A 23261-nucleotide genomic window follows, 5' to 3' on the forward strand; every position below is an offset into this window, starting at 1 on the left:
CGTGAAGTACCGTACAAAGGTATAGAGAAAAATACCTTATGCTGGATGTCGCTGTCGCGTTTTTATCGGGAAACTATGCGTAATTGCCACTTTGCCTTCTGTAATCAGAAAAAGAAAACCTGGAATTTTAATAAATATTATTTCTCTGGGACCGGTATTTTTATAATCAATATGACGAGTTGAATATTATATTTTTTATAAGAATTATATGAGATTAAAGAAATCTGCCATAAAGACAGATTTCTTTAAAATATAATTAGAGATTTGCGACGTTATGATAAACTTTTTGAACATCGTCGTCATCTTCAAGGGCATCAACAAGCCCTTCAAAGATTTCTAAATCTTCTGGGGAAAGCTCAACTTCAGATTGAGCAATCATTTCTAATTCTGTTGTTGAGAACTCAGTGATTCCAGCTGCTTTTAGAGCCGCGATTCCTTTATGAAGGTCAGTAGGTTCAGTATAAATAACAATATTACCTTCTTCTTCAGTCACATCACGAACATCAACTTCAGCTTCAAGTAAAATTTCAAAAATATGGTCAGGGTCTGTTCCTTTAAATACAATCACACCCGTATTGTCAAACATATAGCTGACAGAACCTGCCGCTCCGATATTGCCGCCTTTTTTATTGAAAATTGTGCGAACGTTAGCAATCGTACGGTTAACATTTGAAGTCAAGGTCTCGGCGATAATCATTGAGCCATTAGGACCAAAGCCTTCATAACGGCCCTGCACGAACGTTTCATCTCCGCCGCCTTTGGCTTTATCAATTGCTTTATCAATAACATGCTTTGGAACTTGTGCCTGCTTTGCTCGTTCAATAACGAATTTTAAAGATGTGTTTAATTCTGGATCGGGTTCACCTTGTTTAGCAGCAGCATAGATTTCTACACCGAATTTTGCATAAATTTTAGACGTTGCACCGTCTTTAGCCGTTTTTTTAGCAACAATATTGGCCCATTTACGTCCCACTGGAATGATCTCCTCGAAAATTTATTTACATTACTGGTAAATCGTTAACATGTGTTAATTCGGCATATTATATCATAACAGGAAAAATCTCGTCTATTAGAAATAAAAATATTCTAAAGCCATAATATTATATTTAATCTCATAAAAACTAATGTCGTTGGCGGATTTTTTTATAATTGTGTTTTGAAAGCATACTTGCTTTTAATATGTGGAAATCATTAAGGCTAGAATAAAACTCGTATCCGCCCCAGGAAGCAAACAGCCTGCTTTATTGCAGGCTATTTGCTGGATGACTTACTAAATCCTTCACATCTATTCCTGATAAAAAGGAACAGAACTTATTACCGGAACGGCGGTTCATTAAAGGTTCGTAATTTACGTGAATGCAGTCGGTCGCCTTCTGCGCGCAGCAAATCGATCGCCCGAATGCCAATTTGCAGGTGTTCGGAAATAGCGCCTTCATAAAAACGGTTAGCCTGACCAGGAAGTTTAATCTCACCATGCAACGGTTTATCTGAAACACACAGTAGTGTCCCGTATGGCACGCGGAAACGATATCCTTGCGCGGCAATGGTTGCACTTTCCATATCAATTGCTACGGCCCGGCTTAAGTTAAAACGAAGTGCAGAAGCTGAGTAACGTAATTCCCAGTTCCTGTCATCTGTGGTTACCACAGTGCCAGTACGTAGCCGCTGTTTAACTTCCTCACCGGGCCTGCCGCTGACTAACTTGGTAGCGTCATAAAGCGCACGTTGCACTTCAGCAATGCTCGGAATAGGAATATCGGGCGGCAGTACCGCATCAAGAACGTGGTCATCGCGTAAATAAGCGTGTGCAAGTACATAATCTCCAATGGCCTGGCTTTCACGTAAGCCACCACAGTGACCAATCATCAACCAGACATCCGGGCGTAGCACCGCCAGATGATCGCAGATGGTTTTAGCATTTGACGGTCCCACGCCAATATTCACCAGAGTAATACCCTGACCATCGGCGGTAATTAAATGCCATGCTGGCATCTGGTGTTTTTTCCATGCAAGGTCGGAAATGGCTTCTTCTGGCGCTTCGGTTTCGGCGGTGATCCAGTTCCCGCCAGCACAAGAAAGGGCAATGTAGGGACTATCAGGGTCGAGGATCTGGCTGCATCCCCAACGAACGAATTCATCCACATAACGTGTGTAGTTGGTAAACAAGACGAACGGCTGAAAATGTTCAACTGGCGTACCGGTATAATGGCGCAACCGCGCGAGGGAAAAATCGACGCGGCGCGCATCAAAATGCGATAGCGGGGAGAATTCAGTTGGATGATAAATGCCGTCTGCAGTTTCATCGCCAATTTGCGCCAGTTCTGTTGTCGGGAAGTAGCGAGTTAACCCAGCGCTCATTGAGCGATCAAGTGTCAATTCAGAGCCATCGATGACATAAGGATAAGGGATTTCATGCTGCGAGGGTTGCACCGAGATATGCGCACCATAATCCTGATACAGCAACGTAAGTTGTTCATTGAGATACGAACGAAAGAGAGTAGGGCGAGTAATCGTGGTGGTGTAGCTGCCTGCGTGGGTAAAACGACCAAATGCGCGCGTTTTGGGGGGATTGGTTGTGCTACCGTCCCAGGTTACGGTCAGTGATGGATAGACAAAAAGACCTTGTTTGCGGGCGTTTTCATCAGGTAATTCGCCACTTGTAATATATTTGCCAATGGCGTTGCGTAAAGCGACTACAGATTGCTCATACAGCGTGTCGAGTTTATCCAGTGCCTGAGCTGGGGTCAGACCGGAGCCCTTATTATTCATGTGTGTCTCCTGTTCCATACAATTACCGCACTTCCGATAGTATGTCACAGGAATGTGAAACAAAAGTGTAAGGCGAAGATCGGATGATCTTCGCCAGGCTATTAAGCGCGTTGATTGTCTTTCATCAACAAAGCGGTCATTGCGGAAATCAGGCATCCAGCCAGTAAATAAATGGCGACGCTATGCCAGTTCCCGGCAAAGTAAGTGATAAGTGCAGCGGCAATGAAAGGTGTAAATCCACCGCCAACCACACTGGCAACCTGATATCCGACTCCAGCGCCACTATAGCGATAACTGGCACCAAACATTTCGGTAAACATCGGTTGTTGCACGCACACCACCATGTCATGCGCAATGTTTGCCAGCATTATGGAGAAGAAAACTATCCAGAAAATAGATTGTGCTTCAAGCGCCATAAAGAAAGGAAATGCGCTCAACGTTCCGATCAACGCGCCTGTGATATAAACCCTGCGGCGACCAAAACGATCGGCAAGCCAGGCAAAACAGGGAATTGTCAGGCAGCTTAATCCACCGACCAGCAAACCAATATTAAGGAAAAGTTCGCGCGGTAACCCCATATTCTGGGTTGAATAATTAAGTGCAAAGGCAGTAACGATGTACATCGTCAGCAACTCGCACAGTCGTAGCGCAATAATCTTCAGGAAAGCACCGGGATGTCGTAATAGTGCTTCGATAACCGGGATGCGTTTTTTCGCGGCCGCTTGATTATGTTGCTGTTGTTCAAATTCCGCGGACTCCTCCATGCCATTACGCACCCACAATGCCCCCAGTACCAGTACGATGCTAAACAGGAAAGGAATGCGCCAGCCCCAGCTTAAAAACTGTTCGTCAGTCGTCATCATACTGATCAATGAAACCAGTCCGGTTGAAAGCAGCAAACCTACTCCGTAGCCAACTTGTACACCGCTACTGTAAAAGGCTTTTTTATTTTTCGGCGCACTTTCAACGGAAAGTAACGCCGCGCCTCCCCATTCGCCGCCGACGGCAAATCCCTGAATGGCACGCAGCGTCACCAGTAAAATGGGGGCCCACCACCCAATAGTCGAGAATGAAGGAAGAATACCAATCAAGGCTGTCGCGATACCCATCATCCAGACGGTTAGCATTAACATGCGCTTACGTCCCAGTCGGTCGCCAAAGTGACCGAAAATGACACCGCCGAGCGGACGGAAAAGGAAGCCGACACCAAAGGTGGCAAATGCGGCGAGCGTTCCCATAGCCGGGCTTACTTGCGGGAAAAACTCGCGATTAAACACCAGTGCGGCGGTAATGCCATAGAGTAAAAAATCATACCAGTCGACGACGGCACCAGCGAAACTGCCTAACGCAGCTCGTCGGGCGCGACTTAACGAAAGCGTCCCTTCATCGGGACGAGTGGAGATGAGCGTGGAGTCCATAATGATCCTGTTTGTACTGTCTTTTTATAATTAGTATGGAAAAGGTAACTCACATTGCCGTCGATCTATAAACGAACCTTATGAGACTACCTCGACAGAGCGCATCTGCAAATGATTTTATGGCTGATTTACGGCAACATGAAAAATTCGCTGGAAGATGAAAGCGCAGGAGTTGCTGGTGTTGTTTAAGGATTAAGCAGAGGATCCACAGATTCGAGATATGAAACATAAAAGTCCGCATATGCACAAAATTGCGCCCTGATGAGTCTGATAAACTGCATTGCATTATAACCAGTAGGGAGGCGGGGTTAGTTATGTTTTTAGCATCATTGTTGAGACGTATTGCATTTAGTTACTACGATTATAAAGCTTTTAATTTCAATATTGAAAAAACAGAGTTTGTTGTTATCCATATTCCCGATCAGATTGGCGATGCTATGGCCATCTTTCCAGTTATTCGGGCGCTTGAATTGCATAAAATTAAACATCTTTTAATTGTTACGTCGACAATTAATTTAGAAGTCTTTAACGCGCTCAAACTTGAACAGACTAAATTAACATTAGTCACAATGACTATGCAGGATCACGCAACATTAAAAGAAATAAAAGATTTAGCGAAGAACATAACACAGCAATACGGTACGCCGGATCTTTGTATAGAGGCGATGCGTAAAAAGAACCTGAAAACGATGATATTTATCAGTCAGTTGAAAGCAAAAACGAATTTTCAGGTTGTTGGTTTAACCATGAAGTGCTATTCCCCTTTGTGTAAGAGCGCGTCCCGGATGGATCAGAATCTCCGGGCTCCTGTACCCATGACATGGGCATTTATGATGCGTGAGGCGGGTTTTCCAGCAGTCAGGCCAATATATGAATTGCCACTAAGTAAGGATGTACTCGATGAGGTGCGCGAGGAAATGCGATCGTTAGGATCTTACATTGCGCTTAATTTAGAAGGTAGCTCGCAGGAACGTACATTTTCATTATCGATTGCAGAAAATCTAATAGAAAAAATTCAAAGTGAAACAGATATACCAATAGTGATCGTTCATGGACCAAAAGGGGAAGAAAAAGCCAGGGTGTTAGTGGATTGTTATAATAATGTCTACCGTTTATCCTTATCACCCTCGATTAAACGTTCAGCAGCAATCATAAAAGATGCTTATATCGCAATAACTCCTGACACCTCAATATTACATATGGCAAGTGCCTATAATACCCCCGTTGTTGCAATTTATGCTGATTACAAAACGCGATGGCCAGCAATGGCCGATGTTTCGGAGTCAGTCGTCGTTGGGAAAAAAATTGACAATATAAGTCTGGATGAATTCGCAAAGGCATTAAAAAGTGTTTTGGCGAGAATATGAAGCAGTACGTATGCAAAGTAATGCCGATCTGTTATGAACGGTGGTGTCATCAATACCCTGAGGCTGGTTAATCATCACAGAAGCCAGCCTTTGGATCAAAGCTGTACTCACCGGATACAACCATAGTCACACCGAACGCGAATCTGGCGGTATCGCATTTTTATTTATTCATTTTCTGTGAGAGAAGGGCAAGTTCTGTAGAGGGAATGTAAAAAAGAGTGCCCCGAATGGAGCACTCTTTAAGAAATTATAGCGGAAAATCAGAGGTTTTTATAACATGTCGCATGAGCAAACCCAAGCTTTTCAAATACACTTTGCTCACCTGTTGCCAGAGAAATTACGTATTGTTCGCTTGAGTTTGCGGGACTAGATGACCAATACATATTTGATTGAAAACCAGCTTCAGTCGTGTAATGCCCCATATCTCCCCATTCACTGTACAGTGACCCGATGCCTCGGGAACGACTATGGTTTAAATGGTCTCCAAGGGGAAGTGTGTAGCCATTGCTACTGCAAAAATTTTCAGCAAGGCTGTATATCATGAAAGCATCGCCGGCGTTCACCCACCAACTCTTCACTCGGATTTCGTATATATAGCTAGGGCCGCCTGTTTTTGGCGTCGCCGTAATCCTCTCCCATTTGCTGCCGACATTTTTAAATGTCACTTTACCGGTAGCATCAACATCGACCCAGGAGCCAGAGCTTGAAAACTCATAATCAGCCGCCGTTTTTCCTGGAGCAAAGTTGTCATTATTCAACTGATAATACGCCCCAGTGAATCCCTGCGAAGGGAATGTAGTTGTTGGTAGGTTAGCACCATTGACTAACACTGTACCGCTCATTATTTTGTCTTCTGCGCGAGTGAATTGTATTGTGGTACTCAGACCCGCTTGATGAACACCATTCAATACAGGGATCAGCGTTGCGATACCCTCTCCGCCTCCTGTAACAGTGGCTTTGTAATCACCGTTGATATTTTGACTGTAATCTATTGCGCTAATTTTCACATAGGGCACGTTAGTACCTGATTGCACAAATTCCATCCCTTCAGAAACTTTGATCGGATTGCCTGATATATCGTACAAAACAAGATGTAGCTCAGCACTATCGGTATAGTCCCCTTTCAGTGATGACCGATTGTTCTTAAGGACGGACTGCGAGGCGTCAGCCGAGCCTGCCACCAGCGTTATATCTACTGTTTGCATTCCACCAGCGGTCGTGACTGCGCTTACCGTGACGCTACCTGTCATCGCTCCTTTCACGCTTGTTGTCGCGATTCCGTTTTGATCGGTCACCGCTGTTAATGACGTTAATGTGGCAGAGCCGCTTTTTAAGGCGAAGTACACAGTGAGACCTTCGATCAGGTTACCACTGCCATCCTCAACCGTTGCCTTTAAGGTACTTAAATCACTGTTGGTGGCGGCGATAGTCGATGGATCTGCGATAAAGCTGGCAACATGTGCGGTGCTTGAGTTGCCAGTGACTTTCACGGTTGTCTGTGTCTGTATTGTTACACCGTTATGGAACGATGCAGTCACCGTATATGTACCGACTTTATTGCTGGTCAGAACGACTGGTGCTTGACCTGAAGAGTTGGTTCTCACTTTTCCGCCACTTAACGTTGCACCTTCTGGCGTTACGCTAAAGTTGATGACCTGACCCTCCACTGGCGTGCCATTTGCAGAAGTTAGCGTTGCCGTCAGAGTTGCACCTGTTGGGGAATTGACACCGATAAGCGGGCTGGGCGCCGTGAGTGTCAGTTTTTCATCAATAGCCTCCAGTTGTTTCTCAAGTGAGGCTCCATTCGCCAGTGATGCTTTCACCATATACGAACCGTTTCTTTCGGGCGTCATAGTGACCTCGGCTATACCCTGCGTATTAGTAGAGACCGTATTCTGGCTGATGATCATTTGCGAGGATGGTTCTGCACTGAATGTGACGGGTTGATGCGTAACCGGGTTGCCAAACTGGTCGTTGACGTGAGCTTTAACTGCTACGTCTTGTGCGACCATTACCTGACCTTCAGGTATCTCCAGACTGGTAATCGTCGCAGAATTAACATCTGCACTGGCATTCAGTAATCGTGAGATGACTTCAGTCGGTTTATCTGCCAAAGAGGCTGAAACTGTTTTCAGTCCGACCTCGGTGCTTGTCACAAGAATTTCAGCGAAACCCTGATCATCCGTTTCAACGCTGGTGCTGCTTAGCGTGACGGAGGTTCCGCGGAAATTAACTTTTATGCCTTTTACCGGGTTGCCGTTAGCGTCAGTGACGCTTGCCGTCATGGTCGCGCCCTCGGTCGTGCTGACGACGAATGAGTATACAGAGGTTAAGGAGGCCAGTTTTGCGGTACCTGCATCGCCAATCAACGTCACCTGTTTCGCATCACTGACACCATAATTGTTCACGCTAACTGTCACGGGATAGGTGCCGGATTTTGTACCGCTCAGTGTAACTTCAGCCTTGCCGTTGATGTCAGTAATGGCGGAACCGCCTTGTCCGAGAGTAAAGCTTGCACTCACATCTGCCGGTAGCGTGAATGTCACCGCCTCATTGGCTAACGGGTTGCCGTTTCCATCAGTCACTGTTGCCTGAAGTATGGTCATTCCAATGTTATTGGCGATAAAGTTGTTTTCGGTAACGTTAAGATTAACCTGCGCAGTGAGCGTATCCGCAATAAAGTTCACCACCAACTGCTCACTCTTACCGCCAGCCATCGATGCTGTAACAGTATGAGCGCCTGCTTTTGTACCTTTCAGCGTGACTTTCGCTTTGCCTTCAGTATCAGTAATCGCTTTACCGCCATCGCTCAGCGTGAAGTTCGCCCTCACATCTTCCGGCAGAGTAAATGTTACCTCAGTGTTGGCTATCGCATTGCCCTCTGTATCAGCGACTGTTGCTGTGAGTGTCGTGAGATCGTTATTGTCGGCAATCACCGGATCCTTCGAGGCTGCCAGCGTGATTTCAGCATTCGCGACGTTCGGCACATAGGTCACTGTTTGTTGCATCGAATCGCCATTGTCGAGGGTTGCCGTCACTTGATAAACCCCGGCTTTTGTAGCGGTAAAGCTTGCGTAAAAATAGCCGTAGTAGTTGGTAGTATATATACCGTTATTACTGAGGGTCACGCCTTCACTTGGTGAAACGCTGAGGGTTACCTGATGCTGGGGTACACCATTGCCGTAATTATCCTTCACCTCAATATACAGACTGGTTGTCTCGCCTGCGGAGACTGTATCAAAAAGTGCATGTAGCAAGGTGAGATGTGCTGTAGACGCATCCGCGTTGACATTAATTGATGTGCTAAGCGTGGAGTTACCATTTTCCAGACTGGCCTCAACGGTATCCGGTCTCGCTCCTGATTCTATCGAGGAGCGGGTATTGGTATAAGTGACGGTTGCCTTACCCTGTTCGTTCGTTACGGCTTGGCCGCCATTCGTCATTTCGGCAGAGTTTGTTCGGCTGGTGAAGTTCACAGTCACACCTTTCACCGGAAAGCCATTATTATCAACGACTGTGGCGGTAATGACGCTGCCGGTGCTGTTCTGCGGGGTACCGGCGATTATGCTGTCTGGGACAGGCGTCAACTCGATAATTTTTGCCGCCGCTGTGTCGCCAATAAAATGCACAGTTTTGTTGTCGCTGGCACCAGTATTAGCCAGTGATGCAGTGACCGTCTGCTCACCAAAGGCAACGCCTGCGAGAGTGGCCTGCGCGATGCCAGACTCATTGGTATTACTCACTCCCGGGGTCAGGGTGAGTCCTGAAGAGGCTGAGCTGAATGTTACCGGAAGATTGTTCACCTCATTGTCGAACTGATCTTTAACCGTTGCAGTTAGCGTTGCGTTATCGACGCCATTACCTGTGATCTCATCTTTTGACATCTGCAGGACAACCTGAGCCGAGGTTTTGTCCGCCACAAACGTTACCGGCTGCGAATCACTGGTATTGTTATTACCCAGCGTTGCGGTAACCGTATGCGTGCCCGCTTTTTTGCCTTTGAGCGTGACATGCGCTTCGCCATTGGCCTGAGTGATGGCAATACCGTTATTTTCGAGGGTAAAGTTTGCCGCAACGTCCTGTGGCATGGTGAAGTTCACCGTTATTCCCGCCACCGGATGATTCGACGGATCTTTCACCGTTGCCGTCAGCTGCACGCTGTCACTGTTATTCGTCACCACCTGTTGAGCAGGGATATTCAGCGTGACCTGCGCGTTGCTGGCATCGGGCGCAATATTGACTGTCTTCGTACCGTTGTTGCCGTTAGGTAGTGTGGCTTCGGCTGTATGAACACCCAAAACCGTGCCCTTAAGGGTAACTTCAGCAATACCGTTCTCATTAGTATTACGCGCGTTCAGACTCAGTTGCGTGTCTGCGGGAGAGGTGCGGAAGACTACTGACAGATTTTTAACCACGTTATCAAAAGGATCTTTCACTGTTGCTGTCAGAGTCGTCTCATCCACGCCATTCCCAATGATTTCCGCTTTCGATGTTTGTAGAGCGACAACCGCTCTGTCTTTATCCGCCACAAACGTCATTGGCTGTGCATCGCTGACATTGCTGTTAGCCAGACGAGCCGTGATCATATGCGTGCCCGCTAACGTGCCGGTCAGGGAGGCGATTGCAATCCCGTTGCTATCCGTCATGCCTTTTCCGCTGTTGCTAATCGAGAACCGACTTGCGACGTCGTTTGGCACAGAGAAAGTGATTTCTTTATCTTTTAGTGGGTTGCCATTTTTATCCTGCAAGGTTGCCGTCAGCTGTTGAGGCGCTGTGTCGGTGACGGTGATCTCGCCTGGGGGCACACTGAGGGTCAGGGATGCAGTACTTTGATCACCGATAAAAATCACCTGTTGATTAGCCTGAGAACCAGAGCCCACAGAGGCCGTAACCGTATAATCACCATTTTTCAAACTGGTCAGCGTAGCTGTGGCGATCCCGTCGTGGCTATTCACTTCGGTTTGGCTCAGTTTCGCTGCTGCTGAATTAACATTGAAGGTGACCTTGACGTCATTGAGCAGGTTGCCTTTTGCATCCCGGACTGTCGCGGTCATGGTGGCGCTGTCATTGCCGTCAGCGACCACTTCATTTTTCGACTTTTGCAGATCAACCTGCGCGGTACTCGAGTCACCGACAAAACTGACGATTAACGTTTGTTTCACGCCATTTTCAAGGGTGACTTCAACCGTGTTGTCTTCCTGCTTACTACTTTTCAGATCAAAATTCGCCAGACCATTAACATCCGTTTTTGCGGTGTTTTGATTGTGAAAGGAAGTTGCCGATCCGCTTAATACCGCAAACGTGACGGTATGATCATTGATTGGGTTGCTTCCCTCATCAGCGACATTGACCGAGACGGTGTTTGCTGCATTCTCATTGGCGAGCACACCATTATTGCTGGCAGATAATGTCGCAATTTTCGCTGACTGCGGGTTGGCGTCGATGATAAATCCAGCGGTATGCAAATCTTCATTCCAGTTTTGCATTAACAGCTTCGCAGTAAGCCCACTGCCTTTGGTATAGGCGGTATAGGTTGCCTTGTAGACGCCATCTGCGGTTTCTTTCCAGTCTGTAGTGACACCAGGTTTCACGTTGTCGATGCTGACTGCGGTATTCAGTTGCTGTTTTTGTTCCTTAACAGGTTTGTCATTTTCATCTCTCAGTTCTACCGTCACCTCGATAGGATTCCCGGAGAGATAACGGTCCTTATCAATCTTAATTGACGAGTGAGTTCGGGATGACGAAACAGAAATGATATTCACCACGGCGGGGGCTTTAGCCGCATCCACACCGTTCAGCTGTGGCATCAGCGTCAGCGTGCCAGACATCGCTCCTGTGGTCAGGATCTGGGTATAGCTTCCGTCACCATTATCTTTCCAGTCAGAAAGGGTGATGTCCTGAACACCTTCGTGACGCGTCGAGAGCACCAGCCCGATAACAGGATTACCTGCTGCATCATGCGCAATAAAAGTCAGTGTGGCGGTTGAATGGGAATCCGCACTCAATGTTTGGGTACTTAACGATATCGAGGAATCTTTCTGGCTTAGCGTAGGTGCCTGAACGACTACCATGCTTTGTTCGCGATTCGACAAATTGCCTTTGACATCTTCAGCGGTGACTTCAATCGGCCAGGTGTTATCGGTTTCTGGCGTACTGGTGAACCGGTACGGCGGCAGGGTAACCAGAATATCTTTACCCGTTGTGACCACTTTACCACCGGCAGCTTCCAGAGCGGTGGCTTCGACGTTATAGCCTTTCAGGGCATATTTGGTTTGTAGCGACGAAACCAATGATTTCACTTCTCCTGACTTCCCTGTCACGGGGTCTGTCAGGGTCAGGCGAACCAGTTCTTTTTTGCGATATTCCAGAACGATGTTGTTGTTGCGATCCACCAGATCATAACGGCTGCCTGCAAGGCTACGCCGTGCAGCGATTTCATTCGGGTCAAGCTGTTTCTGCATTGCGCTGCCAGGTTGCCAGGTAAAATCGACGGCAAAACGGGTGTCATTTTCGCCCTGTTTACCCTGGCGTTGCTCCGCGCTGAAGGTCATCAGCGGGAAGGGGGTATAGTTAAGTCCAGCGGTTATGGCATGAGGATTACTTTGCCGATCGTCTTTATCGAACAGGGCCACTTCATCGCCATAATACTGTTCATAGACCAGTTTACCGCCAAGGTGCGGCCAGGCGGGTAACCAGCCTTCTGCGCGTACATCCCAGCCATTGGCCGGGCGTGCTTCATAATCGTTGTCCAGTTCAGGTGCGCTGCGCCAGTTGGTCAGTCGCAAATAGCCGTTACTGCTTAATTTTAGATAGTCGCGCCAGTACTCCGCGCCAATGCCGGCGCGGGAGTGGTAACGGCTAAGATCGTGGTCGAAAAAGAAGTTGATGCCCGACATCCATGTGGGAGTGAAATGACGCCAACCCAAGCCGTTGTTAATCTGCGTACGCTCGTCAGTACGGTGGAGAGTATGCTGGCTGAAAAAGAGATTATCAGGCGTTTCATACCACGGGTGGAGAAAATCGAACTGGGAATTCTTCAGGCTAAAATCTTCATCCACGCCCAGCGTGATTCTTGCGGTACCGAAGCGGCTTAACCAGTCTGTCATTGCGCCAGATGCCTGAGAAGAGGCCCATCCACGCGCCATATTGGCCGCTTGCTCGCTGTTCATATCTTCGGCGAGCAGAGACCCGATTTGCTGTGAAGTACTGGCTATCTGTTGCTCAAGGTTGTCACTGCTATTACCCGGCGGCGGGGTTAATTTTTTTTCACTAACTTGTGCCGGGACATCCAGTTCATCACCCTGGCGGACATTATCAAAACCTCGAGCAAACGTACGAAACTGGTTGAGTTTGCGTAACTCAGCCACCGAAATACCGAAACGTTCGGCAACGCTTTGGGCCGATTCCAGCGCTCCAAGGGTGTAGGGCACCGTATTGGCATTTGCAATGGCGATTTGTGCAGGAACTGGTTGTTGGGTTGCGGCGTTTACCACACCTTGTGCTGCCACAGTCATAGGGAACACAAGTTGAGTTACCAGGCAGATACCCGCAGTTAAGCGGCGTAGTTTAATACCCATCCCGCATAAAATTTGTCGGTCATTTATTTCTTCTCCACTTCTCTTCTTCGTAGCCATGCTTACCTTCCCTGAACGAGCTAACATAAATGCGCCCTTTCTAGCACAGCGAAAAAAAGTAAATCCTGATAGCAATATGATTGAAAATTAATAACTTTTCGTTAAGCAGTTTTGGGTGTGAGTTGCAAGAGGGGAGACTACTGAATTACTCAAGTTTTATAATCGAGGGGAAAATGGTGATGACGTTCATAGCAAAACGCCCTCAACCATAAAGGTTGAGGGCGCTTAAGATGTCAAAAACCCGCTATCCGTTAAAAAGCAATGCTCAACTAAGATCAGTGACATTGCGCTAAAAAGCGAATTTTTAGAATTTGGCTCCTCTGACTGGACTCGAACCAGTGACATACGGATTAACAGTCCGCCGTTCTACCGACTGAACTACAGAGGAATCGTGTGAACGGGGCGCATATTACTTAGCGGTACCTTGTCTGTCAACACTAAATTTCATAAGTCATTTCAATTGGTTAATTAATCTGCAAAGTTGTTAATTAATGAACATTCGTCGCCGAAAACGAGTCTGTATCATTAGCGTGATGCAGTCTCTGCAAAGGATCTTGTTGATAAAATTGGCAGAAACGTTGCCACAATGAAGGGAAACGAGGAGCAAAAAGTTCTGGGGCGCTAAAGAAATATTCAGAAAGTACGGCAAAACATTCAGCAGGATCACTGGCAGCATAAGCATCGATGCTCGCCGCATTCTCGCCAACCAATTCGATTTCTTCCTGAATGTTGTTCATTGCAGCATGAAGATCGTGTTCCCAGCCAGCAACCTCACGCAACGGAATAAAGGGAACTCCGCTGGCGCGATCGCCGTTACGGGTGTCCAGCTTATGAGCGACTTCATGAATAATCAGGTTAAAACCAGAAGCATCAAAAGAATCTTGTATATCCAACCAGTTCAAAACGATAGGCCCTTGCTGCCAGCTCTGACCTGACTGAACAATACGTTGGTTATGCACCAGACCGATATCGTCTTCCCATTCATCATCGACCACAAATGGCGCAGGATAAATTAAGACTTCATGAAAACCATCCAGCCATTCCAGTCCTAACTCCAGAACGGGTAGGCAAAATAGAAGTGCTATCCGGCAGCTTCTTAATGAATCCAGTTCAAAGCCCTGTAAAGGAACAAGCCGCTTTTGCTGTAAAAAACGTTCGGCAAGAGTGACTAATTTGCTTTGTTCCTGTTCCGTCAGACACGTTAAAAGGGGGATCGATAGTGCTTCCTGCCAGGGCAGGGCAGTTTGATGTGCTGATTCTTGTACTTTCCAGGGCCACTTAATCATCGTTTTGCTCGCAAACTCGTCACTTGAACAAAATTGCACGGACAGGGACTGTTAAAATGCCAAATTTCCTGGCATCATGGCAACCATCTGAACGGAGAGATGCCGGAGCGGCTGAACGGACCGGTCTCGAAAACCGGAGTGGGGGCAACTCCACCGGGGGTTCAAATCCCCCTCTCTCCGCCAAAATTCAATCACTTACACATCATTAAGTCAGTGACAAAAATCACACTTGGAATTACTTGGAATATTTTCTTGGAATATTTTCAGGTAACGGGACATCAAGTGTTGGTGAAACTTTAACCTTCCTGTCATAGATTAGCACTTGCCCTTCGGTTTTGTGACCAGAGAAAAGTTGCTTATCCCGGCTGCTTCCTTCATAGTCTGAAATTCCTTTCGCCTTCAGATCATGAAAGGTGAAGTCGGTTAAAATACCTGAAATTTTGCCTGCGCGATTTCTTGCTTCTACCCACATTTCGTTAAAGCCTTTGTACATATATCGGTTGCCGTATTGATTGCTGATTACATAGGCGGATGTTGGTAACTGTTTTGCTTTTTCGATCGCCGCCTGTAATCGTGGACTCCATGCTTTTATCTGTTTTTTCCCTGTTTTCCCTTGCTGGATAAAGATCCCGTCGTTTCCAATCTGCTCCCATTTCAGCGATAACACATCGGAAACCCTCGCTGCACACAGATAGGCAATTTCCATTGCGATAAAAACAGGAAGAGGTGCAACGCTTAATACTGCCTGGTATTCTTTGTCGGTTACATATCGTTCGCGGTTTTTGGCCTTGAATTTACTTACACCTGCACATGGGTTAGCCTTCACGTACCCTCGCTCATACCCCCAACTGTAAACACGGGACATACTGCTTTTTTCATGGTTGGCTTGCGTTTTACTTTGCTCCCCTCTTTTGTCCATGTATCGACGGATGTGTTCTGGTTTTATGGAATCCGCTGGTACCTTACTGAATACGGCAAGCAACTTTTTTTGATGTTGCAGATAATCTTTTTGTGTTCTTGGACTAAGGTCACTGTAATAGGCGCTGGCGAGGAATTTTTCCCACAAGCGACCGAATGTTATTGCACGATCGCGATTATCTACAGTTTCCTCATACTTTTTCCATAAAGCAGCTAAACCATCCTTGATGGCGGTTAGTGTGACAGATTCTCTGGATGTTGGTTTCCATACATAACTATATTTATTTGGGTATACATTTGGAGGTAATTTTTCGTGTTCAGGATTTTTCCTTCGTCTTCCCATCAGATCGCACCAAAATTCGGCTCTACCTCGCGTGGTGGTAAAGTTTTATTGCAGGTAAATAGATCCCGGCTGACAATCGGTTTGCCACTACGATTGGTATAGAACGGAAGCCCGTTTTCCATTAACCATTTTCGCTGGTGGCTTGCATATTTGCAGCCCGTTAATATTAGCAATTCATCTTCGGTTAAAAATAAGCTGCTCATAGCTATATCTCATAACCGCCGCTAACTATATACGGTTAGCGGCAATTAGGGTTGAACATTAAAAATCAGCCTGACTCGGGATCAGTTTTTGCCAGATAACTGAAACGTATTTTGCCTGGTAACGGGCGTCATCAAGTGCATTATGGCGCTCACCTTCGAATGGAATAGCCGTTCTGGCATCGAAGTCTATGGCTTTCCCCAGCTCAACGATTGTGCGTACATCGCGATCGTTGTAGTAACGCCACGGGCAGGGGATCCCCTGCCGTTCGTATGAACGGCGCAAAATCGTGTTGTCGAAGTTGGCTCCATTTCCCCAGACCTGAACAAAAAATTCACCGGAGTTTTCGTCGATAAATTCCCGCAATTGTAACAGTGCATCATCTAACGGGATTTCATCGGTCATAATGGCAGATTGCGCTTCGCGTGATTGCTTAAGCCACCATTTAATGGTGTCCCGATCAATGACTCCGCCAGCAGTTTCCAGATCGATAGTCTTACTAAATTCCGGTCCCATATCTCCGGTTTGCGGATCGAAAAATATTGCACCTATTGAGATGATCGGGGCATCAGGATTTTTTCCCATGGTTTCAAGGTCGATCATTAGATGGTCACACGTCCTGCTGGTGGATGTGATTTCTTGATGACCGTTCACCTTAATTGAGTGATCTGCCGTCTCGCCAGTTTCATTATCGCTATCGTGATGCTGATTGCCGCCAGTGTTCTCCTTGTGTGGATGTTCAGCGCCTTCCATTTCCTCCGGATCATCTTCCTGAACTTCAACCTGATACTCTTCATCGAATGTTTCCTGGTATGTTGCGTCGCCCATCACCGCGCCACAATCAGGGCAGTTGCCGCCGCCGGTCTGACCGCAGGCGGTGCAGATTTTTTCCGGTTCCTGTTGCACTACTGGTTCAGGTTGTTTCGTTTCTGGCTCGTTTTGTTGCGTATTTGGGCTGTTTTGTTCCGCTTTCTGGTCGTTCTGTTCCGTTTCTTGCTGGTTCTGGTTCACAGTATCGCGGGTCTGGATCCCCTTAACCCATTTCGGATCATTCGGGTCGCTAATCCCTTCAATAAATTCACCACGTGATGCAGCAAGCAACTTATCGGCGTCAGGCTGGCTGATATTGGCTGCCTGCATAATTTTGTTTACTTCGTCAGCGGTAACTTTTACCGGCTCTGGTTGTGCGGTCGTGTCAGATGCACCAGTATTTTGTTGTGAACCTGAGTATGTACCGTTTTTGCGGGCGAAATATTCTTCTTTCGTGATTTCAGTAGCCCCTGCAGCCAGTGCCTTATCCAGACCAGAAAGTTTGTTTGCGCGACCGTATTTTTCGCTATCCTTGTCGGTGAAGAGGAAGTAGAACGGCCCTTCACGCTCTACAGATGGTTCGACTTCCACTTTGCATTCGGTTTTTTCGTTGTCCGGAATTGCCGTTTCCACTGCATCAGTTTCTGGTACTGGCGACGAGAGAGTATCAGTTGCGCTCTGATTTCTTCCTTCATCTTCAAACACGCCCTTTGTAGTCAGGTATTCAGTAATGTATTTGTTCAGTGCCACAGGGTCTTTGTGAATGTCGATCGGACGTTCACGGACAAGGCCAAAAATAGTCTGGCGGTCGTAGCGAAGGGCATCAGGCTGTTTGCGCATTGATGCCGAGATACGCTTCCAGTCTTCGCGGTCGTTGTCGATAACTTCATTTTTTGCCCAGCGATGGATGCTGCCGTCAATGTTTCCGGCATCCACATCACCAGGCCAGAGAGCGTAGGCCAGTTCGTCATCCAGTGTTTTCCATGTCTGCTTGTATTCGCGATGAGTGGCAGCAATGACCGGGCTGATTTTTCCTGTTGAATTTTCAGTGTTCTGTTGATTGGCTCTGGCGCGGGCGAGATCAACAACAGACGTGTATTTTCCGGTTTCCTTGCGTTCACCTTCGCGACGTTTTTTCCAGATGCGCATCTCTGCCTGAATTTCGGGCCATTTGGCACCAGGCTTACATTTATGCTTAACCCACCCGATGGCATGCAGCTTAAGCTCCGGATACATGGCGTTAACTTCTGGCATTTTCATCAACGCTTCAACGATATGTCCGTCGAATGTTGCCATGTCTTCCTGCAACAATTCCTGCGCGCTAATCACCATATCAACGGTGATGTTTTCACATGTGTCGAACTTAACCATGACAGCGTTCTGTACTTCAGGGGCCAGCTTGTCAAAAGTGACGTTCATCAGATCGGATTCAGTCTCAACCGGGACAAAAGAAGCAGAATCCTCATCCCAGCGGTTTTCCTGCATATATTCAGCATCCCATGAATCGAGGGCAGGGCGGGGTATGCCAGGTTTATCCTCGCAGATAATAAATTTATAAGCGCAGTCCTGAGCAGCCGGATAATGTTCCAGGAATTGCCAGTGAAATTTTGCGCGGGCGCGACGTTCATCACCGGCTTCAATGGCAGTGGCTACAGCGACTGCACCTTCTTCCTTTATTGCCTGTTCGTCCGGAATGGCGGCGCAAATAAAGACTTTACTCATTTTGTTTTACCTCATTACAGATTTAAGGGTGAACAAATCCCTGCCATTTCTGGCATATAAGAATGAAATCGGATGTTTATTACGGAACTGTTTTAAAGACCTGCCGGGATTTCGTTATTATCCTGGTGAATAACTTTATCGACCGGGTAACAGTTACCGGGAATTTTCTGTTCGGTTGCTGCAGTCACACACTCCTGCATTGTCCTGTGAACACTGACTGCAATATCAACTGGCTCTTCGGAAACAAGAAAAAATGTCAGAACAAGTGCAAATGCTGTATTCATTGCCAGCATCCTTTTTGTATCGGACGTAAACGGGCCAGCATTGAAAGAATGCATATTTTATTTAATAACTCCCGTTCGTGTTTTCTCTTGTTAATGGCATCTTCAGTAAATACAGGGTTACTGATAGTGACACCAATTTCAAAACAACCTTCAGACGTATTAACGTTTGGTAATAACGTTTCCATTATCGCGTCCTCAACAATGAATTTTGTGATGCAGTGCCTGGTGCCTCCAGGTGACGTTAACCAGTTAACAATTAACGCCGGATACAGAGAATCCACCCATAACACTGTTTTTGGTTTTAACTGTTCCGCGTGCGCTTAGCCGCATTCACCGCATCACAAAATTCACTTTAAAAAGGGCGGCAGAGCAGTCACGGAGTAAAACTGATACCGCCAAACGTCACCAGAAAATTGATAACAGAGGGCGTTGCAGCGGGGTTGTCACTTAAGCGTATGGTCAACCTGACAACCCGGTGTCCTCAACGGGGGAAGGAATAACCCCGCCATACTTACCGCCGCGCCATTTCGCGGATTGCCACAACCGGAAGCGCACGGTCGACGAAAATTTAACGACAGGCTATCTATGAACCAGCTACCTCGCCGTGCGCTTTCGCGTTATGGTCTGACTTTTCAGGGAAATATCCTTTCAGTAAACTGTCAGTGCCGGATGCTCACCCGTGTCCGGCGCACGTACTCCACCTCACCCGTGGAGAACTCCTTAATTACCAACCTTAGCTTCGTTGGTTAGCTATTAACGCGGGTATGTAATCATTCTGGCAATGCTTAATGCCGCTGCTTTTTCCAGATTGGTGATATCCTGCTCCAGAGCGGACAGATTTTCAGCCTGCTTAGCCCTGGCTTCATTAGCCCATTTCAGATCCTGCGCTGCATTAATTTTCTGGCGCATCCACTCATAAAGTTCATCATCGGTATAGTCTGGCGCGATTATGACGGGTTCTCGTTTCTGCATACTGATTCCTCGCGGTGCTACTTCGCTTATCAGCCGTTAGATTTTGCCGAGCTGGAAAGCGCCTGTTTAAACTCACTGAAGCTGAGAGCTTCTTCGCCTTCGGCAAGGTCTTCGAAGTATTCTTCGTAAGCCTTTTCCATGATTGTGTCGAAATCCATATCACTCACCTGAGTTTCTTTCCAGCCAGCGACGGGCACCATTTTCGGTTTTAAACGTTTTGCTTTTGGTATACGTCATCGCGGTGAACGTGCCGTCCTGGTTGGGAAACACGCCGTACACCAGAGATTCGTTGTTGCCAAGATCGATAGTATCCATGTTGACCTCATTTCCCCTTAACGCCGGGGTAGCGGAACAAAAACCTGCTGCATAGTTATTAAAGTTGAACCCTGCCGTCATGTTCTTACGCCTCGGGCTGGCTACTTAACCCCTGACCACTGCCTGGTAACTCGAAGTATTGCCCTGCATTCTGTGGGGCGGGGTGGGTTGGTATGAAAAGAAGGATACCCATAGGTATTTAAAAAGTAAATACCTATGGGTAAATTTTTGCGGTGTCTTAACTGGTGACTAGTTGTTTGGTGAGCTATGATGCGTTTTGTGCTTTCTTTTTACGGATTTCTTCGTAGATCATATTGTAATACTGTTTTTTCTCTTCAAGAGTTTTTAATAATTTATCCGCTTCACTTTCTGGCAGTTCGTCTAAGAGATCTAAAAAAATACGTTGTCGTGGCGTTAGAACCCTTGTTTCATAACTGGAGGCTGTGTTCGTTGATGATGAAACGATACCATCCATCCATCCCCGGGGTAACCCAAAGGACTCTTCGATAATCTCCACCATATCATCAGCGATCCGTTTTTTTCCCTTTTTCCCCTCTGGGTACAACATTCTTGATACATAAGAAGGCTCGCGCCCGATCTTTCTGGCCACGTTAACCGCTTTACCATCGCATTTCTCATCACGAATTTTGATGAGTTGCTGTCGTCTAAATTCATATTTATCCATAGGTAAATAATAGATGCGATTACCGCAAGGTAAACAACCTGTGGGTATTGACTTTTGTTTACCTGTGGGTATTCTTTGCTGTGTTTACTAAGGAGTAGCTATGGAAGAATTAAGAATATTTCTCAATTCTCTTTCGTCAGATGAACAGCGTATGTTTGCATGCGAGTGTGGTACCAGCATCGGTTATCTAAGAAAGGCATTGAGTAAAGGTCAAGTGTTAGGGGCATCGTTATGTGTCCTTATTGAGCGAGCCAGTAATGGTGAAGTTACACGTCAGCAACTAAGGCCTTTTGATTGGATGAATATTTGGCCCGAGCTGGAAGATACCAAAACGTTAACACAACCACTTTCTAGGAGCTTGATTCATGAAAATCAAGCATGAACACATCCGCATGGCGATGAATGCCTGGGCGCGTCCTGATGGCGAAAAAGTTCCAGCAGCTGGAATAACCCAGGCTTATTTTGAGTTGGGTATGACGTTCCCAGAACTGTATGACGACAGCCATCCGGAAGCCCTGGCTCGCAATACCCAGAAAATTTTCCGCTGGGTAGAGAAAGACACCCCTGATGCTGTTGAAAAAATGCAGGCTCTGTTACCGGCGATCGAAAAGGCGATGCCGCCTTTGCTGGTGGCCCGTATGCGCAGCCACAGTTCTGAATATTACCGTGAGATCGTCGAACGGAGGGATCGGCTGGTGAAGGATGTCGATGATTTTGTTGCGTCAGCGGTTGTTTTGTATGACCAGATGAATCGCGGCGGCCCGGCAGGGAATGCTGTGGTGATGCACTAAAAGCACGGTGTTCGGGGGTTTTATGAGCAGCAAGCTTCATGGTCTTGTCTGGGAAGGGTGCGCCTTCACCGGCATGATCTTATCCAGGGTGGCGGTTATGGCCCGTCTTGCAGACTACAGCAATGACGAGGGCGTGTCATGGCCTGCCATTGAAACTATCCGGCGTCAGATCGGTGCAAGAAGTGAATCCACAGTGAAATCGGCTATTGCAGAACTGGCGAAAGAGGGCTGGCTGACGAAGGAAGAGCGTAAGGTCGGTGGGCGTAATGTAAGCAATATCTATCGGCTTAATGTGGAAAAACTCGAAGCAGCTGCGGCGGCGGCGCGTGAGTCATATAAACCGAAAAGAAAAATTAGCCCGGCAAAAAATGACCCGTTAACAGTTGACCCGTCAAATATTGACCCCTCAACGGTTGACCCGTCAAATTTTGATGGATCAACTGTTGATAAAAAACTGCCGATTAGGGGGGCGATGATTGACCCCGATCCGTCAGTATTAAAACCTGATCCGTCAGATAAAAGATCTTCTTGTCCGGACGCTTCGCAACCGGACCCGCAGACGGCTGAACAGGATTTTTTAACCCGACACCCTGACGCGGTTGTGTTCAGTGCGAAAAAACGCCAGTGGGGAAGTCAGGAAGATTTGGTGTGCGCACAGTGGATCTGGGGACGAATCGTGAGTCTTTACGAGCAGGCGGCCAGCTATGATGGCGAGATCACTAGACCGAAAGAACCCAACTGGACAGCATGGGCCAATGACGTTCGCACAATGCGGATGCTGGATGGCAGAACTCACAGACAAATTTGTGAAATGTTTGGGCGTCTCCAGCGGGATTCGTTCTGGGTAAAAAACATCATGAGTCCGGCAAAACTCCGGGAAAAATGGGATGAACTGGTTATCCGCCTGGGGCGTTCGCCTGCGCAGCGTTGCGTGAATCACATTTCTGAACCGGACACTGAAATACCGCCGGGATTCAGGGGGTGACGTGTCATGAAAAACATTGCGGCAGTTGGGGTTCTTGAACGTATTCGCAGACTTGCACCACAGGGGTCGGTTCCACCGTACCGGACGGTGGAGGAGTGGCGGGAATGGCAACTTGCTGAAGGACGAAAACGCAGCGAGGAGATTAACCGCCAGAATCGCCAGTTGCGGGTGGAAAAAATCCTGAATCGTTCGGGCATCCAGCCTCTGCACAGCAAATGCTCGTTTGCAAATTATCAGGTGCAGAACGACGGGCAAAAATACGCGCTGAGCCAGGCCAAATCCATAGCTGACGAACTGATGACCGGGTGCACGAATTTTGTGTTCAGCGGTAAAACCGGCACCGGGAAAAATCACCTTGCAGCGGCGATGGGCAACCGGCTGATGGTGAAGGGGCGCAGCGTGATTATCGTCACCGTGTCTGACGTCATGAGCGTGTTGCATGACAGCTACGACAACGGCAAATCCGGGGAAAAATTTTTACAGGAGCTTTGCGGGGTTGATTTGCTGGTCCTGGATGAAATAGGCGTTCAGCGGGAGACGAAAAACGAGCAGGTGGTATTGCACCAGATAATTGATCGCCGGACAGCATCACTGTGCAGTGTCGGGATGTTAACAAACCTGAATCATGCCGCAATGAGTACGCTTCTTGGTGAGAGGATTATGGACCGCATGACCATGAACGGTGGTCGATGGGTGACGTTTAACTGGGATAGCTGGCGTCCAAATGTCAGCAATATGAGGGTTGTGAAGTAATTTTGTCC

Annotated in this window: 18 protein-coding genes, 2 tRNA genes and 1 pseudogene; 6 read left to right on the top strand and 15 right to left on the bottom strand. The window is 47.2% G+C overall.

Going from position 1 to position 23261, the window contains the following annotated elements:
• Positions 1–256: 256 nt before the first annotated feature.
• The 3 genes from ACJHX7_RS11830 to shiA all read right to left on the bottom strand — a co-directional run bounded on the left by ACJHX7_RS11830 (position 257) and on the right by shiA (position 4187).
• Positions 257–973, bottom strand: a complete 717-nt coding sequence (locus ACJHX7_RS11830) for a YebC/PmpR family DNA-binding transcriptional regulator (protein WP_000532923.1) — start codon at positions 971–973, stop codon at positions 257–259.
• A 341-nt stretch (positions 974–1314) separates the two neighbouring features.
• Positions 1315–2769, bottom strand: a complete 1455-nt coding sequence (amn, locus tag ACJHX7_RS11835) for an AMP nucleosidase (protein ID WP_094029881.1) — start codon at positions 2767–2769, stop codon at positions 1315–1317.
• A 101-nt stretch (positions 2770–2870) separates the two neighbouring features.
• Complete coding sequence (gene shiA, locus ACJHX7_RS11840; RefSeq protein ID WP_000378562.1) at positions 2871–4187, bottom strand: shikimate transporter; 1317 nt, start codon at positions 4185–4187, stop codon at positions 2871–2873.
• 314 nt (positions 4188–4501) lie between these two features.
• Between shiA and ACJHX7_RS11845 the strand changes: the two genes are divergently transcribed.
• Positions 4502–5554, top strand: coding sequence for a glycosyltransferase family 9 protein (locus ACJHX7_RS11845; protein WP_094029882.1), 1053 nt, complete (start codon positions 4502–4504; stop codon positions 5552–5554).
• A 260-nt stretch (positions 5555–5814) separates the two neighbouring features.
• Here the strand turns inward: ACJHX7_RS11845 and ACJHX7_RS11850 are convergent, their stop codons facing one another.
• The 3 genes from ACJHX7_RS11850 to mtfA form a co-directional block, all read right to left on the bottom strand.
• Entirely contained in the window at positions 5815–13188 is a 7374-nt protein-coding gene (locus tag ACJHX7_RS11850) for an Ig-like domain-containing protein (RefSeq protein ID WP_123007015.1), read from the bottom strand.
• A 312-nt stretch (positions 13189–13500) separates the two neighbouring features.
• Positions 13501–13576: transfer RNA gene (locus tag ACJHX7_RS11855), tRNA-Asn, on the bottom strand.
• Positions 13577–13676: 100 nt separating this feature from the next.
• Positions 13677–14474, bottom strand: a complete 798-nt coding sequence (gene mtfA, locus ACJHX7_RS11860; protein ID WP_001302302.1) for a DgsA anti-repressor MtfA — start codon at positions 14472–14474, stop codon at positions 13677–13679.
• Positions 14475–14567: 93 nt separating this feature from the next.
• Between mtfA and ACJHX7_RS11865 the strand changes: the two genes are divergently transcribed.
• Positions 14568–14657 (top strand) — tRNA-Ser (locus ACJHX7_RS11865).
• A gap of 27 nt (positions 14658–14684) precedes the next feature.
• Here the strand turns inward: ACJHX7_RS11865 and ACJHX7_RS11870 are convergent.
• From ACJHX7_RS11870 to ACJHX7_RS11910, 9 genes and pseudogenes are all read right to left on the bottom strand, one after another.
• A pseudogene (locus ACJHX7_RS11870) lies at positions 14685–15735 on the bottom strand (tyrosine-type recombinase/integrase).
• Entirely contained in the window at positions 15735–15938 is a 204-nt protein-coding gene (locus ACJHX7_RS11875; protein ID WP_000096344.1) for a DUF4224 domain-containing protein, read from the bottom strand. Before ACJHX7_RS11875 ends, ACJHX7_RS11870 begins: the two are co-directional and overlap by 1 nt.
• A gap of 58 nt (positions 15939–15996) precedes the next feature.
• On the bottom strand, positions 15997–18468 hold the full coding sequence (locus tag ACJHX7_RS11880; protein ID WP_096318097.1) for an exonuclease: 2472 nt from the start codon (positions 18466–18468) through the stop codon (positions 15997–15999).
• A 92-nt stretch (positions 18469–18560) separates the two neighbouring features.
• Entirely contained in the window at positions 18561–18752 is a 192-nt protein-coding gene (locus ACJHX7_RS11885) for a DUF1482 family protein (protein WP_001090187.1), read from the bottom strand.
• Positions 18749–18937: a cell division inhibition protein DicB gene (dicB, locus tag ACJHX7_RS11890; protein WP_000449192.1), complete on the bottom strand. Its 189-nt coding sequence runs from the start codon at positions 18935–18937 to the stop codon at positions 18749–18751. The genes ACJHX7_RS11885 and dicB overlap by 4 nt, the downstream gene beginning before the upstream one ends.
• Positions 18938–19505: 568 nt before the next feature.
• Positions 19506–19724: a protein YdfC gene (gene ydfC, locus ACJHX7_RS11895; RefSeq protein ID WP_001171942.1), complete on the bottom strand. Its 219-nt coding sequence runs from the start codon at positions 19722–19724 to the stop codon at positions 19506–19508.
• A 29-nt stretch (positions 19725–19753) separates the two neighbouring features.
• Entirely contained in the window at positions 19754–19882 is a 129-nt protein-coding gene (gene ydfB / locus ACJHX7_RS11900; RefSeq protein WP_000344928.1) for a protein YdfB, read from the bottom strand.
• 1 nt (position 19883) lies between these two features.
• Positions 19884–20039, bottom strand: a complete 156-nt coding sequence (locus ACJHX7_RS11905) for a DUF1391 family protein (protein ID WP_000379575.1) — start codon at positions 20037–20039, stop codon at positions 19884–19886.
• Between the two features lie 265 nt (positions 20040–20304).
• Entirely contained in the window at positions 20305–20724 is a 420-nt protein-coding gene (locus ACJHX7_RS11910) for a hypothetical protein (protein WP_000362153.1), read from the bottom strand.
• Positions 20725–20824: 100 nt separating this feature from the next.
• On the opposite strand from ACJHX7_RS11910, the gene ACJHX7_RS11915 reads away from it, so the two are divergent.
• The 4 genes from ACJHX7_RS11915 to ACJHX7_RS11930 are packed head-to-tail and all read left to right on the top strand — an operon-like array spanning position 20825 to position 23253.
• On the top strand, positions 20825–21106 hold the full coding sequence (locus ACJHX7_RS11915; protein ID WP_000391950.1) for a transcriptional regulator: 282 nt from the start codon (positions 20825–20827) through the stop codon (positions 21104–21106).
• Positions 21090–21515 carry a toxin YdaT family protein gene (locus tag ACJHX7_RS11920; RefSeq protein WP_000693888.1) on the top strand — a complete coding sequence of 142 codons (426 nt, stop codon included), beginning with the start codon at positions 21090–21092 and terminating at the stop codon, positions 21513–21515. Before ACJHX7_RS11915 ends, ACJHX7_RS11920 begins: the two co-directional genes overlap by 17 nt.
• 22 nt (positions 21516–21537) lie before the next feature.
• Positions 21538–22500, top strand: a complete 963-nt coding sequence (locus ACJHX7_RS11925) for a helix-turn-helix domain-containing protein (RefSeq protein WP_000095673.1) — start codon at positions 21538–21540, stop codon at positions 22498–22500.
• 6 nt (positions 22501–22506) lie between these two features.
• Positions 22507–23253: an ATP-binding protein gene (locus tag ACJHX7_RS11930; RefSeq protein WP_000788950.1), complete on the top strand. Its 747-nt coding sequence runs from the start codon at positions 22507–22509 to the stop codon at positions 23251–23253.
• Positions 23254–23261 lie beyond the last annotated feature (8 nt).

Source organism: Escherichia sp. WS1451 (assembly GCF_046487365.1).
In the GTDB taxonomy this organism is placed as follows: Bacteria; Pseudomonadota; Gammaproteobacteria; order Enterobacterales; family Enterobacteriaceae; genus Escherichia; species Escherichia coli.

Bases quoted from the DNA above. Each gene is read 5' to 3' on its own strand.
- ACJHX7_RS11930 (WP_000788950.1), top strand. From the start codon at position 22,507: ATGAAAAACATTGCGGCAGTTGGGGTTCTTGAACGTATTCGCAGACTT.
- ACJHX7_RS11905 (WP_000379575.1), bottom strand. From the start codon at position 20,039: ATGGATACTATCGATCTTGGCAACAACGAATCTCTGGTGTACGGCGTG.
- ACJHX7_RS11845 (WP_094029882.1), top strand. From the start codon at position 4,502: ATGTTTTTAGCATCATTGTTGAGACGTATTGCATTTAGTTACTACGAT.
- mtfA (WP_001302302.1), bottom strand. From the start codon at position 14,474: ATGATTAAGTGGCCCTGGAAAGTACAAGAATCAGCACATCAAACTGCC.
- ACJHX7_RS11875 (WP_000096344.1), bottom strand. From the start codon at position 15,938: ATGAGCAGCTTATTTTTAACCGAAGATGAATTGCTAATATTAACGGGC.
- ACJHX7_RS11920 (WP_000693888.1), top strand. From the start codon at position 21,090: ATGAAAATCAAGCATGAACACATCCGCATGGCGATGAATGCCTGGGCG.
- ydfC (WP_001171942.1), bottom strand. From the start codon at position 19,724: ATGCAGAAACGAGAACCCGTCATAATCGCGCCAGACTATACCGATGAT.
- ACJHX7_RS11925 (WP_000095673.1), top strand. From the start codon at position 21,538: ATGAGCAGCAAGCTTCATGGTCTTGTCTGGGAAGGGTGCGCCTTCACC.
- ACJHX7_RS11880 (WP_096318097.1), bottom strand. From the start codon at position 18,468: ATGAGTAAAGTCTTTATTTGCGCCGCCATTCCGGACGAACAGGCAATA.
- dicB (WP_000449192.1), bottom strand. From the start codon at position 18,937: ATGGAAACGTTATTACCAAACGTTAATACGTCTGAAGGTTGTTTTGAA.
- ACJHX7_RS11910 (WP_000362153.1), bottom strand. From the start codon at position 20,724: ATGGATAAATATGAATTTAGACGACAGCAACTCATCAAAATTCGTGAT.
- ACJHX7_RS11850 (WP_123007015.1), bottom strand. From the start codon at position 13,188: ATGGCTACGAAGAAGAGAAGTGGAGAAGAAATAAATGACCGACAAATT.
- ACJHX7_RS11885 (WP_001090187.1), bottom strand. From the start codon at position 18,752: ATGAATACAGCATTTGCACTTGTTCTGACATTTTTTCTTGTTTCCGAA.
- shiA (WP_000378562.1), bottom strand. From the start codon at position 4,187: ATGGACTCCACGCTCATCTCCACTCGTCCCGATGAAGGGACGCTTTCG.
- ACJHX7_RS11915 (WP_000391950.1), top strand. From the start codon at position 20,825: ATGGAAGAATTAAGAATATTTCTCAATTCTCTTTCGTCAGATGAACAG.
- ydfB (WP_000344928.1), bottom strand. From the start codon at position 19,882: ATGGATTTCGACACAATCATGGAAAAGGCTTACGAAGAATACTTCGAA.
- amn (WP_094029881.1), bottom strand. From the start codon at position 2,769: ATGAATAATAAGGGCTCCGGTCTGACCCCAGCTCAGGCACTGGATAAA.